We start from the raw sequence: 13721 nt of genomic DNA, 5'->3' as shown, positions 1-13721 counted from the left end.
CTCGCCAGGGACGCACCCGAAAGGTGCCTTCTAGAAGCCGAAGGTCAGAATCGGCGGGACGGTGCCGTCTCGCAACAATTCGTACACGACGAGTTCGTGCGGGACGACCGGGTTGGGTAGCGCCTGGAGATCGAACCAGGTGAGCGCCGCCGACTTCGACGACTCCATCAAGCGCGGCTCGCCCTGCCACGTCGTGCATTGGAAGAAAAAGTCCACACGCTCGTCGATCGGCTGATGATTGCCGTGGCTGCGGTGCATCGTCGTCAGCGGCGTCAGATTGCCCGGTGCGATGACGACGCCCAATTCTTCGGCCGCCTCACGGCAGGCGGCCGCCAGTACCGACTCATCGGCTTCGACGTGTCCAGCGGCTCCCGCGGCCCAGTGTCCGTCTCGGTAGCCGGTGTTCTTGCGCAGTTGCAGGAGCACCTTGGAGTTGCGGCGAAATATGACGTAGGCCGCAGGCACGACCTGGAAACGATCGATCACTCTGCCACTCGGGTGATCTGAAGCAGTCCGTCGCCCACCGGGGACAGTGCACTGATCACGGCGTCGGAGTCCGCGATCTCGCCCAGGAGCGTTCGAAACACCGCCACCGTGTCGTCTCGGTGCGCGGGGTCGGCTACCCGCCCTCGCCACAGCGCGTGTGCGACCAGCACGGTGCCGCCGGGACGGACCAGCCGGATGCCGTGTTCGACGTATTCCAGGACCGACCCGGGGTCGGCATCCACGAGCACGAGATCGTAGGACTGCTCGTTCATCCTGGGCAGAACATCCTGGGCGCGTCCGGCGATCAACCGTACTCGGTTCGCCGGAATTCCCGCCGTGAGGAACGCACGTCGGGCGCTGGATTGATAATCGTTCTCGGTGTCGATCGAGGTGAGCATGGCGTGCGGGGCACCGCTGAACAACCACAGCCCGCTCACACCGAGGCCGGTACCGATCTCGATGATGTTCGACGCGCCGGTCGCCGCGGCGAGCACCGCGACCTGTGCTCCCATCGCCGGGGAGATCGCTTCCACTCCCAGTTCGAGGGCGTGCTGCCGAACGCCCGCGATGTCCGGCCGCTCGGCGACGAACTCTTCCGCGAACTTCCAGTTCAATTGCTTGTATGTCACGCTGTCTCCTCGTCTCCAGCGTAGGCGAGATGCCGGCACAGGACGCCGTGGCGCGCTGCAACGGTTAGTCTGAACTGATGTTCGGGTTGACCTTCGACAAGCTTCTCGTGATTGCCGTGATCGCGGTGTTTCTGCTTGGGCCAGAGCGTCTTCCGCACTACACAGCCCAGTTCGCGCGCTTCGTGAAGTCGCTGCGCCGGATGGCCGAGGATGCCAAGGGCCGGATGCGCGAGGAAATGGGCCCGGATTTCGACGAGGTCGATTGGAAGAAACTCGACCCGCGCCAGTACGACCCACGGCGGATCATCCGTGAGGCACTGCTGGACGACGACGACGGGCCGGCATTTCCCAAGGCCGTGGAGCGCGAGGCGGCGGAGTCCGCCTCGGCGGCGCTGCGCAAACTGAAGGATGCCGGGCAGACTGCGCCCTTCGACAGCGAGGCAACCTAAGCAATTGTGTCCGTTCCGGCTAAGTGTGCCCGGCGCAACAGGCACAGTCAGCCGGAACGGAAACTCTCGGCGTGCCGCTCGGCGACCAGGGCCGCCTGCCGGCGCAGCGCCGTGAGTACCGCCCGCACCGACGGCCGCTCGGCGCGGTCGGGACGCACGAGAGCGACGATGTCCCGCACCGCTCGCACTCCCACCAGCGGACGAAGCTCGAGCAGGCGCTCGCCCACCCCGTGAGCCGTGTAGCGGGGGACCAGCGCGAGACCGTGGCCGGATGCGACCAGCGCCTCGGTGACTCGGGTGTCGCTGAAGCGCTGAATCACGTTCGCGGGCCGCCCGGTGAGACTTTCGATCTCCAGCATGACCCGGTCGAACGGAAACCCCACGGGAACGCCGATCCATTCCTCGTCAACCACGTCCGCTGCGGTGAGTTTCGTCTTGCCGGCCAGCCGGTGGTGCGGCGACAACGCAATGTCCAGTGGTTCACTCATCAGCGGCACCGCGGTGAGCGCCCGCTTGCTCCAGCTCCGCGGGCCTTCCAGCGTGTACGCGAGCACCACATCGAAGTCCGAGGTGAGGTCGGCGAATTCCAGCATCGCCGGGTCGCGGTCGGTGCACACCAACTCGAGTCCAGGGATCGCGGCAACAGCGGTCAGCAACCCGGGGAGGAACATCTGCCCCGCGGTGGGGAAGGTCGCCAGCGTGACTTCGCCGCTGGGTGCGTGCGTGAATTCCGTCCACACCGCCGAGGCGCGCTCCAACGCCACTGCCACGTCCGTCGCCGTCTGGGCGAGCATCCGGCCCGCGACGGTGAGCACGACCCCGCGCCCGGACCGCTCGGTCAGCGGGGTTCCTGCCTCCCGTTCGAGCAGTTTGAGCTGTTGCGAGACCGCGGATGCGGTGCGGGAGGTCGCCCGCGCAACCGCGGTGATACTGCCGCGCTCTGCGAGCTCGCGCAGCAGTTCCAACCGTCGCACGTCCATGTAGTAAAGCTACACGATTGGTGTAGAAACATTCGATTGTGCTTATTGGTTAACTCGGGTGCAATGGAGGAGACAGCAAGGAGCAAGGCACCATGGCACTCGGCCTTTTCATCGTTCTTATCGCTTCGGTCGTTGGGACCGTCACCGTCGCCGGACGCGACGGTTACCGTCGCGTCCCCACCCGCCGCTAGCGGGTCGCGAGCCGGTCCGCTAACGCGCGGATGGCGACCGATGCCGGGTCCTCGGGTTGTGTGAGCACCACCGGCGCCCCGGCATCCCCGCCCACCCGCAGAGCCACGCTGAGCGGCACAGACGCGAGGACCGGAACGCCGAGCCGTTCCGCCGCCGCGGCCCCGCCGCCAGAGCCGAACAGGTCGAGCACGCTTCCGTCCGCCTGCACGAGACCGGCCATATTCTCCACCACGCCGAGCACGCTCTGGCCGGTCTGCCTGGCGACGATTCCACTGCGCTCGGCCACATCGGCCGCAGCGGGCTGCGGTGTCGTCACGACGATCACCTGAGCGTGCGGTAGCAACTGGCCGACCGAGATCGCGATATCGCCGGTTCCGGGCGGCAGGTCGAGCAGCAGAATGTCCAGTTCGCCGAAGTAGACATCGGTGAGGAACTGCGAGATGGTGCGGTGCAGCATGGGCCCACGCCAGGCGACCGCGGCGCCGCTCCCTGAACCGGTCGACGGACCGAGGAACATGCCGATCGAAATGACCTTGACCTCGTAACTGATCGGCGGCAGAATCATGTCCCCGACGCGCGTCGGTTTCGCGGCGACGCCGTCATGCACCAGCCCTAGGATGCCGGGGATGGAGAAGCCGAACACGTCCGCGTCGAGGATGCCGACCGCGAGACCCTTCTCGGCCAGCGCGACCGCGAGATTGGCGGTGATCGTCGACTTGCCCACGCCTCCCTTGCCGCTGGTGATCGCGTAGATCGTGGTGGGGGAGTCCGGCCCGAATTGGGTGCCCCGCTTCGTGCCGTGCAGTTTCTCGGTCAGTGCGGTGCGTTCGGCACGGGACATCACCGCGATGTCCACCGTGACCGAGCTGATGCCCGGCACTGCCGCCACGGCCGCGGTGACGTCGGTTTCGATCTTGCGCGAGGCCGGGCATCCGACGATCGTCAGTTTGACGCCCACGGTGGCTGCGCCGGCGTCCGTCACCGTGATCTCGTTGACCATGTCCAGGCCGGTGATCGGCTTGCGGATCTCGGGGTCCACGACCTGGCTCAGCGCACGCCAGACATCGGCTTCGAGACCCTCCAGTCCGGGCGGGATCACTTCGTGCGGTGGGTTCATCGATGCGGGCGGGACGGGATCACTCCGTCACAGACTCCTCATCCCTGTCGAGTTCCTCAAGCAAGGCTCTCAGCTCCGCTCGGATGAAGTCGCGGCTCGCCAGCTCCCGCACGGCAACGCGCAGAGCGACCACCTCGCGGGCGAGGAACTCGGTGTCGGCGAGATTACGCTCCGAACGCTGCCGGTCCTGTTCGATCTGCACGCGGTCCCGGTCGTCCTGTCGGTTTTGGGCGAGCAGGATGAGCGGCGCGGCGTAGGACGCCTGCAACGACAGCATCAGGGTGAGGGCGGTGAATCCGTTGGCGGCGGAGTCGAACCGCCACGGCCCGGGGGCCAACACGTTGTAGGTGAGCCAGAGCGCACAGAACACCGTGAGGAACAACAGGAACCACGGCGTGCCCATCGCGCGCGCGACGCCTTCGGTGAAGCGACCGAACCGGTCACTGGGTTCCCCGAAGCGGGGAACGAAAGAGGTGCGCAGCCCCTTGGGCGAATCGAGCCTGACTTCAGTGCGACGGGCCATTGACGTTCCTCCTTCCTGTTGCTTCGGCTATGGTCAGCGGGCTGGTGTCGGCGCGAACCAGATTCGCCGGTTCGTCTTCGTCGTGACTTCGCCAGTCATCCGGCAGTAGATAGTCGAGGACATCGTCAATTGTCACCACCCCGACCAGTCGGTGGTTGGTGTCGACCACGGGCACGGACACGAGGTCGTATGCGGCCAGGATGCGGGCCACTTCGGCAGCGGAGGCGCTGGCCTGCACCGGTTCGAGCTTCTGGTCGACCAGCGTACCGAGTCGCTCCATGGGCGGGTAGCGCAGCATCCGCTGGAAGTGCGCCATGCCGAGGAACCGTCCGGTGGGCGGCTCGTACGGCGGCAAGGTGACGCACACGGCGGCGCCGAGCGCGGGGGCCAGGTCGTAGCGGCGGATCAGGGCGAGGCCTTCGGCCACCGTCGCGTCGGCCGACACGATGATCGGGTCGGTGGTCATCAGACCGCCGGCGGTGTCCGGCGCGTAGAGCAGCAGCATCCGCACGTCGTCGGCTTCCTCGGGCTGCATCAGGGTCAGCAGCGCCTCACCGCGGTCATCCGGCAGTTGCGCAATGAGATCGGCCGCGTCATCCGGCTGCATCTGATCGAGCACGTCGGCCGCGCGCGCGTCGCCCAGGTGGTTGATGATGCCCACCTGCTCGCTTTCCGGCATCTCCTCGAGCACGTCGGCCAGCCGCTCGTCGGACAGTTCCTCCGCCACTTCCAGCATCCGGGGCTCGGGCAGGTCGAGGAGAGTGTTGGCCAGGTCGGCGGGCAGGAGGTCTTCGTAGGTGGCCAGCAGTTGGCTTGCGGACTGCGCCTCGCCCTTCGCTGCGTTCTCCCGCACGTCGCCCCAGTGCACGAACAACGTATGGCCCTTGGCGAACGGCGACGGGCTCGACTTCGGGCGTCGCACGAACAGGTCGGTCACCGCCCATTCTCCTGTCGACCCCTGCTCCAGGGCGACGTCTTCGATGGTCGCGGTGCCGCTGCCGTCGACCAGGGCAACCTTGCGGCCGAGAATCTCGGCGATGATGCGCACCTCGCCGCCGCGCTGCTCGAATCGGCGCAGATTGATCAGGCCCGTGGTGATGATCTGGCCCGAGCCGATGCTCGTTACGCGGCCGATCGAGACAAACACCCGACGCCGACCAGGGACCTCGACAACCAGCCCGACCACCCGGGGGGAGTTCTTGCGCCGGTAGACGACGAGAACGTCGCGGACCCGGCCGACCTTGTCGCCGGCGGGGTCGAAAACGGAACACCCGGCCAGCCGGGCGGCGAAGACTCTGGTGGCGCTCACGGTACAACCCTAGTCTGGGCATGGGAGAATAACGCGGTGAGCAATCAAAGCCCTTTTCGGCGGCGTGGTCAGGTGTTTCCGACCCTGCCGACCGGGGACGTGCTGGGCACTTACGATACCTATCTCGACGCGCAAGCGGTGGTGGACAAGCTCGCGAAAGCGGAGTTCCCGGTCAAGCAGGTGTCGATCGTCGGCAGCGATCTCAAGACCGTTGAGCGGGTCACCGGCAAGCTCACTTACGGCCGCGCGGCTCTCGGCGGCGCGGCAAGCGGTGCCTGGATCGGCCTGTTCTTCGGCCTGCTCATGTTCATGTTCTCGTCGACCCCCAACGCGATCGTGTACGTGGGGGCCGCCGCGATCATCGGGGCGGGCTTCGGGATGTTGTTCCAGATCGTCGCCTACACGATGGGTCGTCGTCGCCGCGACTTCACGTCGATCCACCAGGTGATCGCCGGCCGGTATGAGATCATCGTGGACTCGTCGCTGACCATACGTGCACAAGAGGTGCTTTCGCGGCCGCTGGCGGAGTAGACAAGCGTCTGCGTGTCCCGTAGGCCCCCGGTGATCGAACTTGTCGAGATCCCAGAAGGTGACCGGGGTCTCGACGGGGCTCGACCACCGGGGGCGAGTGCGTTCAGAGGCTAGCGAGCCAACCAGGACTCCACATCTTCCGCAGTGCGTGGGATGCCGATGGAGAGGTTCTCCGCGCCATCCGTCGTCACGAGAATGTTGTCTTCGATGCGCACGCCGATACCGCGGAACGCCTCGGGCACGGTGAGGTCGTCGGGCTGGAAATACAGTCCCGGCTCGATCGTGAACACCATGCCCGCCTCAAGCACGCCGTCCAGGTACATGTCGCGCCTGGCCTGCGCGCAGTCGTGCACGTCCAGTCCCAGGTGGTGGCTCGTGCCGTGCACCATGTAGCGGCGATGGAACTGGTTCTCCGGCTTCATCGACTCTTCTGCCGACACGGGAAGCATGCCCCACTGCGCCGTCTTGTGTGCGATGATCTCCATCGCCGCGGCGTGGATCTCCCGAAACCGGATGCCCGGCCTCACGATCGCGAACGCGGCGTCCGCCGCCTCGCGCACCGCCTCGTACACCTGCCGCTGCGTGGGTGAGAAGGTGCCGCTCACCGGCAGGGTGCGGGTGATGTCAGCGGTGTAGTAGCTGTCCAGTTCGATCCCGGCGTCGAGCAGAATCAAGTCGCCCTCGCGGACCGGACCGTCGTTGCGGGTCCAGTGCAGGATGCAGGCGTGTTCCCCTGACGCGGCGATCGTATCGTAGCCAACGGTGTTGCCCTCTGCCCGGGCACGGCGGTTGAAAGTGCCTTCGACCAGTCGCTCGCCCTTCGCGTGCGCCACCACGGTCGGCAGATCCGCGATCACATCATCGAACCCCTGCTTGGTCGCCGCGACAGCCAGACGCAACTGGTCCACCTCGTAGGAATCCTTGACCAGCCGCAACTCGGAAAGATCCCGGGCCAACTGCAGGTCCTGGTCGGGGTTCACTCCCGCCGAATCGGCGGACAACAACCGGGCGCCGTCGATGCGGTCGGTGATGTCCCGGTCCGCGTCGCGCACGAGAAGCGTGTTCGCATCCGCGGAATCGATCACCGCGTCGAATTCAGCGATGCCGCGGGTCTGGATGTCGAGGTCTCCGGCCACCTGGGCCAGAGACGGGCGCGGTCCGATCCAGAACTCGCCGATGGCGGGATTCGCGTAAAACTCATCGGAGCTGCGGTCCGCACGTTCGCGGAAGTACACGGTCGCCGCGTGTTCCCCACCGGACACCGGCTCCATCACGAGCACGGCGCCAGGTTCGCAGTCCGAACCCCACCCGGTGAGGTGGGCGAACCCGGAGTGGGCGCGGTAGGGGTACTCGGTGTCGTTCGAGCGCACCTTGGCGGCTCCGGCGGGGATCACGATGCGCTTGCCCGGGTAAAGCGCGCCGAGCTCCCGACGACGATGGGCCGCGAACGCCGCTGATGCGCGCGGCTCCGGCACGGCATCGCTGCGCGGCGCCCAGTCTTCTGAGATGTATTTCTTGAATGTCTCGGACACCGGGGTGGTGGAGCGGTTTGTGTTACGGGTGTCGGTTTTTGATTCGGCCATACCCTATTGTCGCCGCCGCGCGGCTCCCGGCCGAAATTTCACGCACTCTGCCGCCTCGTGCTCGACGCCGGGTTATTGCTCCAACTCGCGGGTCTCTGCGTTCTTCTTGACGGTGCCCACGGCAACGGCGACGGTGAGCCCCCAGCTGATCCACATCAGGACGGTCCGCCAATCGCGGGGTCCCTTGCGGGTCGCCTGGAGCGTGCTCCATCCGCCGACAACGGCGCTGAGCACAGTGCCGCTGAAGATAAACTTTCGCATTTTTCCCTCCGCAGGTTGGTGCCGTTCAGGCTACTCCGACTGGGCAGTCGTGCCATTCTGTCAGTTTGCTGACAAACTGACCGATCGGCCAGTTCTGACCGATCGGTCAGATATGATCGATGCCATGTCGACAAGTGCCGAGGACCTGCGCGCCATCGCCCTGACGGAATTCGCCACAGCAGGCTACGTCGGTACCTCGCTGCACCGTATCGCCGACATCGCCGGACTGTCGAAATCCAGCGTGCTCTACCACTTCGCCTCGAAAGAAGTGTTGCTGGGAGCCGCCGTCGGCCCCGCTGTGGATGCGATGGACGACATCCTCAGCGCGGTCGAAACCGGTCCGCTGACCGGCGCCCGGCGTCGAGAATTCATCGTGCACTTCGTCGATTTTCTGCTCGAACACCGCCTGGAAGTGCACATGTTCATCAACCAGGGTCCGTCACTCGTCGACGTCCCGGTCTTCGAGCGCGCGAACGAGCTGGTGCGCCGACTCGCCCGGTACTTCTCGACCACCACAACCTCCACCGAAGACCGGATGCGCTTCGGCGTCGCGCTGGGGGGAGCCGCGTACATGCTCGTGGCGAGCCAGACGTTCGAGATCGAACCCTCACCCGTCGATGAGACCAGAGCCGCTCTCATCAACATTGTCACGGAGCTCCTCGCCCCGGTCGACGTTTCGCCGCAGCCCGTGCCCGCCACCCGCTGACCCACCTCGCTGAAGGGCATTCCCGTGGCCACCCTGCTCTATCGCCTTGGACGTTTCTCGTTTCGCAACGCCTGGAAGGTCATCGGCGTGTGGATCTTGCTGCTCTGCGGCATCCTCGGCGGCAGCGTCGCGCTCGGCGGGCAGCTGCAGGAATCCTTCGCCATTCCCGGCACGGAGTCCCAGAACGCCCTCGACCGGCTCGATGCCGTTTTCCCGCAGGTCGCCGGCGCGAGCGCCGAAGTGGTCGCCGTCGCCCCCGATGGCGCCACGGTCAACGACCAGAAATACACCGACGCGATCACCCGGATGGCGGCCTCCATCGAGAAAATCGACGGTGTCGACTCGGTGGTCACCCCGTTCTCGCAGTACGCGGGCAAGGCCATCACGTCCGCCGGGAACATGGCGATCACCCGAGTTCAGTTCGACGGGCCGTCCACCGAGGTGACCCCACGGATGCTCACCGCCTTGAAGGACACCGCATCGATCGGTGAGGATGCCGGGCTGCGGGTCGAATACGGCGGACAGGTTTTCCAAGACCACACCTTCGGCATCACACCGACCGAGATTTTCGGAGTGCTCTTCGCCGGCATCGTGTTGCTCATCACGTTCGGTGCGCTGCTTCCGGCCGGATTGCCGCTGCTGTCCGCCCTCATCGGCGTCGGGGTCGTGATGGGCGGCATCACCTCCGTCGCCGCGTTCACGACGGTGTCGAGCACCGCGCCGCTGCTGGCACTGATGATCGGCCTGGCAGTCGGCATCGACTACGCCCTGTTCATCCTGTCCCGGCACCGGACCCAACTGGCCCAGGGCGAACAGCCCCAAGAGTCGGCCGCGATCGCCGTAGGCACGGCCGGAAGCGCTGTAGTGTTCGCCGGCGTCACCGTGATCATCGCCCTGCTCGGTCTGCTCGTGGTAGGCATTCCGTTCCTCAGCGTGATGGGCGTCGGCGCCGCGTTCGCGGTCCTGGTGGCGATCGGGGTGGCCACTACGCTGCTGCCGGCACTGCTCGGCCTGGCCGGAACCAGGCTCACTCCGAAACCCGGATCCCGGGCCCACCGACGCGCCATCGCCCACGCCGAAGGAGGCACACCCAGCATGGGCCTGCGCTGGGTCACCGGCGTCATGAAACGACCGATCATCGCTGTCCTGGCGGTCGTTGCCCTCCTCGGCACCCTCGCCATCCCCGCACTCAGTCTTGATCTCAACCTGCCCGACGGTGGATCCGAACCCTCCGGGTCGACCCAACGGGAGGCCTACGATCTCGTCTCCGAGGGCTTCGGTGCCGGCTACAACGGTCCGCTCGTGATCGCGGTGGACATCACCCAGACCACCGACATCCAACAGGACTTGGACGGCATCGGCGACAGACTGCGAGCACTGGATGATGTCAGCTATGTCAGCCAGGGACTGCCCGACCCGGGGCTGGACACCGCGATCATCCAGGTGATTCCCTCGAGCGCCCCGAACGCCATCGAGACCAAGTCGCTGGTGAATTCCATCCGTGAGCTTGCCCCGGACATCAAGCGCACTTACGGCACGCCGATCTGGGTGACCGGCGCAACGGCCGTGGGCATCGACATCTCCAACCGGTTGACCGCCGCACTCGCGCCATTCGGCCTCATCGTCGTCGGCTTGTCGATCCTGCTGCTCATGATGGTGTTCCGATCGGTGCTGGTGCCGGTGAAGGCGGCACTCGGATTCCTGCTGTCGGTGGTCGCCTCGTTCGGCGTCGTGGTGGCGATCTTCCAGTGGGGATTCCTGGCCGACATTGTGGGGGTGGAGAATCCGGGCCCCATCCTCAGCTTCATGCCGATCCTGCTGATGGCCGTGCTGTTCGGCCTGGCGATGGATTACGAGGTGTTCCTGGTGTCCGGGATGCGGGAGGAATTCGTGAAGACCCACGACGCCCGCCGCGCGGTCAGTCGCGGGTTCGCGAACGGCTCACGCGTGGTGACCGCGGCGGCGCTCATCATGTTCTTCGTCTTCTTCGCGTTCGTCCCGGAGGGCTCCGGAACCATCAAACCGATCGCCCTCGGACTGGCCGTCGGGATCGCGTTCGACGCGTTCCTGGTGCGGATGACACTCGTCCCCGCCGTCATGACCCTGCTGGGACGTACCGCCTGGTGGATGCCGCGCTGGCTGGGCCGGATGCTTCCGAACATGGACATCGAGGGCGAAGATCTCCGCAACCACCGGGCGGCGGTGCTCTGGTCGCAGGAGCGGGCAACATCCGTCATCAGCGCGGAGAACCTCGTGGTCGGCAGCGATGGGAACCGCACCGCTCCGATCAGCGTGGACATTCCCGCCGGCGCGCTGGTGCTCGTCACCGGCCGCCGAGCCGACCGCCGGGCGTTCATCTGGACGCTCGCGGGCAGACTGCTTCCGATCGCCGGCCGCGCGCAGGTCGGCGGGCATCCGTTGCCGTCGGAATCCGAGCGCGTCGCCAGAATCGTCGCCGTGGCGCAAACCAGCGGCGCCAACAGTGTCAGTTCCGCTCTGACCGTCGGCGAGATGTTCGACGCTCGACTGCAGATCACCGTGCCGTGGCATCGGGTCTCCGCCAGACGGGCCGTCGTGCGACGCTGGGTCTCGCGACTGAACGACGCTCTGGCGCACAGCGGCGCCGGCGACGCGAGAGTGCTGGATGCGAGCACCGAGGTCGCTCATCTCCGATCACTCGACCGTGCCGTGACACTGGCCGCCGTCGGGATTGCCGAGGGACCCGCCGTTCTGATGCTCGAGCAGGACGGACCAGGCGCGGACGGCGAGGAAGCCGCGTTCCTCGGTGCGGTGAGCCGTCTCGCGCCGGCGAACATCACCGTTGTCGTCGCCACGAACGCTGCCCCGGACGGCGTGGACGGCGAACGGCCGGTGGTCGTCGTCAACCTTGTCGCCGACGGCGATGAGACGGCCCGATCGCCGTATTCGAGCAACTTGGAAGGAGCTCTCTCGTGAGCACATCCCCATCTGCCACGGCGAAACGGCGCACAGCCTGGCGCCGCATCGCTGTGGCCGCGGTGATCCTGGTTCCGATGGCCTTCGCCGGCCTGTTCGTCGGTGCCCTGCCCCACGGCGATGACGCGCTAGATGCCATTCCCGCCGCCGTCGTCAACCAGGACCAGTTGATCTACCAGAACGCCCCAGACGGAACGAAGACGCCGGTGTTCGCCGGCCGACAGCTGGTCACCGAACTGACCAAGGCGGGCTCCGGATTCAGCTGGAGCGTGAGCAACGCAGACGACGCCCGGGACGCGCTCCGCAGCGGTAAGGTCGACGCGGTCTTGACGATCCCGAGGGACTTCTCGAAGTCGATCCTGTCGTTGTCCTCCGACGCTCCACGGCGGGCGGACCTGTCCATCCGCACCGACGACGCGCAGAGCTATCTCACCGGAGTCGTCGCGCAATCGGTCGGTTCGGGCATGGTGGCCACTTTCGGTAAAACCATCACAGAACGGTATGTATCCGGAATCACCTCCGGGGTCAGCGAGCTCGGTGGTTCCCTTGGTACCGCGGCGACGGGCGCCGGGACCCTCGCAGATGCGGCGGCGTCCCTCAGCGGCGGGCTGTCCGCGCTCTCCGGCGGTATCGGATCCGCTCAAAGCGGTGCAGTCTCGTTTGCCGGCGGAGTGGACAGCTACACGCGAGGCGTCGACTCGATCAGCGGTGGGCTGGCCAGGTTGCACGGCGGCGCGGCAGGGTTGAGCGGTGTGAGCGGTGGGGTGGCTGACTTCACCAACGGCGTGTCACGACTCGCGCAGCAGGGTCCGGCAATCCGCGGTGCCCTTGCCAATCTGCAGGCGCACCCAGGCGACGACGCAGCAATAGCCGCGGTCAGCCAAGCGGTCCAGGGCCTTGTCGGTGGGCTGGACCTGGTCAATGCCGGCGGCGCGACCCTCCGCCAGCAAACCGCCCAGGCCGTGAGCGGCATCCAGGGCGCCATCGCGCAAAGCGCTTCCGGTGCGGCGAAGCTGTCGGCCGGCTCGGCAGGGCTGCGATCGGGAGCTCATTCGATCGCCGGCGGCCTCGCCGGGGTCAGCTCGGGCGCCGCCACTGCTTCGTCAGGGGCCAGTCAGCTGGCCGCAGGCGTCGGGGACCTTGCAGCAGGGCTGCAATCGGGTGCCGAGAAGGTGCCTTCCGGCAATGCCGACACGGCCGCCGCCAGCGCCAAGGTCGCAGCGAACCCGGTGGGGCTCACCGTTGTACGTGATCACGAGGTCAGCAACATCGGTCAGGTGGCAGCGATCTTCTTCGTTCCGCTCGGACTCTGGGTCGGGGCGCTCGCGGTCTTCCTCGTGCTACGTCCGCTGACTCGGCAGGCGATGATTTCCACCGCCGCCAATGGGCGTCTGGTCGGGTCGGGTCTGGCTCGAGCGGCGGCCGTCGCTCTGGCGCAGGCAGTACTGTTGGTCGCTTTGCTTCACACCGCCGTTGGGGTGCCCTGGTCCGCGGTGGGGGCCACGCTGCCTTTCGCGGTGATCACCGCGCTCGCGTTCACGGCGTTCCACCACCTGCTCTGTACTGCGTTCGGCAAAGCGGGACTCGTCGTGTCGATTCTCATGCTCGCCGTGCAAGTGACCTCGACCGGTGGGTTGTATCCGTTGCAGGTGTTGTCGGCACCGTTCCAATGGATCAGCCCGCTGCTGCCTCTCACCTACGGTGTGTCCGGGATGCAAGAGATCGTTGCGGGTGGTTCGGCCGCGCCTGTGCTGGCAGCAGCTGCGGCGCTCGTGGCGTTCGGCGCCGTCAGCGGGCTGTTGTCCTGGATCGTGGTCAAGCGCCGACGTGCTCCACTACTCGGAGTGCTGCCGAGCATCTCCAGTCCGGCCTAGAGCCGGGCTGGGTTCTCGACCGGCTCGGGCACGTTCCCGTACGTAACCGAGGGCCAACGGGTGACACGCCGCATTTTTTGGCCCGTCTTACTCGGGGTGTCGCAATCCGCCCTCGACCACGTACGC

The 13721-nt window shown here is 66.5% G+C and carries 13 protein-coding genes; 5 read left to right on the top strand and 8 right to left on the bottom strand.

Features of this window, described 5'->3' with window-relative positions; all coding sequences use genetic code 11:
* Nucleotides 1-30 precede the first annotated feature (30 nt).
* Together ABFX56_RS04345 and ABFX56_RS04340 are read right to left on the bottom strand one after the other, a co-directional pair.
* Entirely contained in the window at nt 31-486 is a 456-nt protein-coding gene (locus tag ABFX56_RS04345) for an NUDIX domain-containing protein (protein WP_346232042.1), read from the bottom strand.
* Nucleotides 483-1115: an O-methyltransferase gene (locus ABFX56_RS04340; RefSeq protein ID WP_346232041.1), complete on the bottom strand. Its 633-nt coding sequence runs from the start codon at nt 1113-1115 to the stop codon at nt 483-485. The genes ABFX56_RS04345 and ABFX56_RS04340 overlap by 4 nt, the downstream gene beginning before the upstream one ends.
* A gap of 77 nt (nt 1116-1192) precedes the next feature.
* On the opposite strand from ABFX56_RS04340, the gene ABFX56_RS04335 reads away from it, so the two are divergent.
* Nucleotides 1193-1564, top strand: a complete 372-nt coding sequence (locus ABFX56_RS04335; protein WP_346232040.1) for a twin-arginine translocase TatA/TatE family subunit — start codon at nt 1193-1195, stop codon at nt 1562-1564.
* A gap of 47 nt (nt 1565-1611) precedes the next feature.
* On the opposite strand, the gene ABFX56_RS04330 is transcribed toward ABFX56_RS04335, so the two are convergent.
* From ABFX56_RS04330 to ABFX56_RS04315, 4 genes are all read right to left on the bottom strand, one after another.
* A complete protein-coding gene (locus ABFX56_RS04330; protein WP_346232039.1) occupies nt 1612-2544 on the bottom strand; it encodes a LysR family transcriptional regulator in 933 nt (310 codons plus the stop codon).
* A gap of 187 nt (nt 2545-2731) precedes the next feature.
* On the bottom strand, nt 2732-3853 hold the full coding sequence (locus ABFX56_RS04325) for a P-loop NTPase (RefSeq protein WP_346232038.1): 1122 nt from the start codon (nt 3851-3853) through the stop codon (nt 2732-2734).
* Nucleotides 3854-3872: 19 nt separating this feature from the next.
* Entirely contained in the window at nt 3873-4376 is a 504-nt protein-coding gene (locus ABFX56_RS04320) for a DUF1003 domain-containing protein (RefSeq protein ID WP_346232037.1), read from the bottom strand.
* On the bottom strand, nt 4360-5685 hold the full coding sequence (locus tag ABFX56_RS04315) for a magnesium transporter MgtE N-terminal domain-containing protein (RefSeq protein ID WP_346232036.1): 1326 nt from the start codon (nt 5683-5685) through the stop codon (nt 4360-4362). The genes ABFX56_RS04320 and ABFX56_RS04315 overlap by 17 nt, the downstream gene beginning before the upstream one ends.
* A 36-nt stretch (nt 5686-5721) precedes the next feature.
* Between ABFX56_RS04315 and ABFX56_RS04310 the strand changes: the two genes are divergently transcribed.
* Nucleotides 5722-6216 carry a YflT domain-containing protein gene (locus tag ABFX56_RS04310; protein ID WP_346232035.1) on the top strand — a complete coding sequence of 165 codons (495 nt, stop codon included), beginning with the start codon at nt 5722-5724 and terminating at the stop codon, nt 6214-6216.
* 110 nt (nt 6217-6326) lie between these two features.
* Here ABFX56_RS04310 and ABFX56_RS04305 read toward each other — a convergent pair whose 3' ends face one another.
* Both ABFX56_RS04305 and ABFX56_RS04300 read right to left on the bottom strand, forming a co-directional pair.
* A complete protein-coding gene (locus ABFX56_RS04305; protein ID WP_346232034.1) occupies nt 6327-7799 on the bottom strand; it encodes an aminopeptidase P family protein in 1473 nt (490 codons plus the stop codon).
* A gap of 72 nt (nt 7800-7871) precedes the next feature.
* Nucleotides 7872-8060, bottom strand: coding sequence for a hypothetical protein (locus ABFX56_RS04300; protein WP_346232033.1), 189 nt, complete (start codon nt 8058-8060; stop codon nt 7872-7874).
* 124 nt (nt 8061-8184) lie between these two features.
* On the opposite strand from ABFX56_RS04300, the gene ABFX56_RS04295 reads away from it, so the two are divergent.
* Genes ABFX56_RS04295 through ABFX56_RS04285 form a run of 3 tightly spaced genes read left to right on the top strand, consistent with a single transcriptional unit; the run spans nt 8185 to nt 13595 of the window.
* Entirely contained in the window at nt 8185-8766 is a 582-nt protein-coding gene (locus tag ABFX56_RS04295) for a TetR/AcrR family transcriptional regulator (protein ID WP_346232032.1), read from the top strand.
* Nucleotides 8767-8790: 24 nt separating this feature from the next.
* Complete coding sequence (locus ABFX56_RS04290; protein ID WP_346232031.1) at nt 8791-11721, top strand: MMPL family transporter; 2931 nt, start codon at nt 8791-8793, stop codon at nt 11719-11721.
* Nucleotides 11718-13595 (top strand): YhgE/Pip family protein, encoded by a 1878-nt coding sequence (locus tag ABFX56_RS04285; RefSeq protein WP_346232030.1) that lies wholly within the window; start codon nt 11718-11720, stop codon nt 13593-13595. Before ABFX56_RS04290 ends, ABFX56_RS04285 begins: the two co-directional genes overlap by 4 nt.
* Nucleotides 13596-13721: the final 126 nt, after the last annotated feature.

Source organism: Parafrigoribacterium mesophilum (assembly GCF_039652555.1).
GTDB classification, from domain to species: Bacteria; Actinomycetota; Actinomycetes; order Actinomycetales; family Microbacteriaceae; genus Parafrigoribacterium; species Parafrigoribacterium mesophilum.
This window is presented reverse-complemented; position numbering and strand designations above follow the sequence as displayed.

Bases quoted from the DNA above. Each gene is read 5' to 3' on its own strand.
- ABFX56_RS04295 (WP_346232032.1), top strand. From the start codon at position 8,185: ATGTCGACAAGTGCCGAGGACCTGCGCGCCATCGCCCTGACGGAATTC.
- ABFX56_RS04335 (WP_346232040.1), top strand. From the start codon at position 1,193: ATGTTCGGGTTGACCTTCGACAAGCTTCTCGTGATTGCCGTGATCGCG.
- ABFX56_RS04325 (WP_346232038.1), bottom strand. From the start codon at position 3,853: ATGAACCCACCGCACGAAGTGATCCCGCCCGGACTGGAGGGTCTCGAA.
- ABFX56_RS04300 (WP_346232033.1), bottom strand. From the start codon at position 8,060: ATGCGAAAGTTTATCTTCAGCGGCACTGTGCTCAGCGCCGTTGTCGGC.
- ABFX56_RS04305 (WP_346232034.1), bottom strand. From the start codon at position 7,799: ATGGCCGAATCAAAAACCGACACCCGTAACACAAACCGCTCCACCACC.
- ABFX56_RS04320 (WP_346232037.1), bottom strand. From the start codon at position 4,376: ATGGCCCGTCGCACTGAAGTCAGGCTCGATTCGCCCAAGGGGCTGCGC.
- ABFX56_RS04330 (WP_346232039.1), bottom strand. From the start codon at position 2,544: ATGGACGTGCGACGGTTGGAACTGCTGCGCGAGCTCGCAGAGCGCGGC.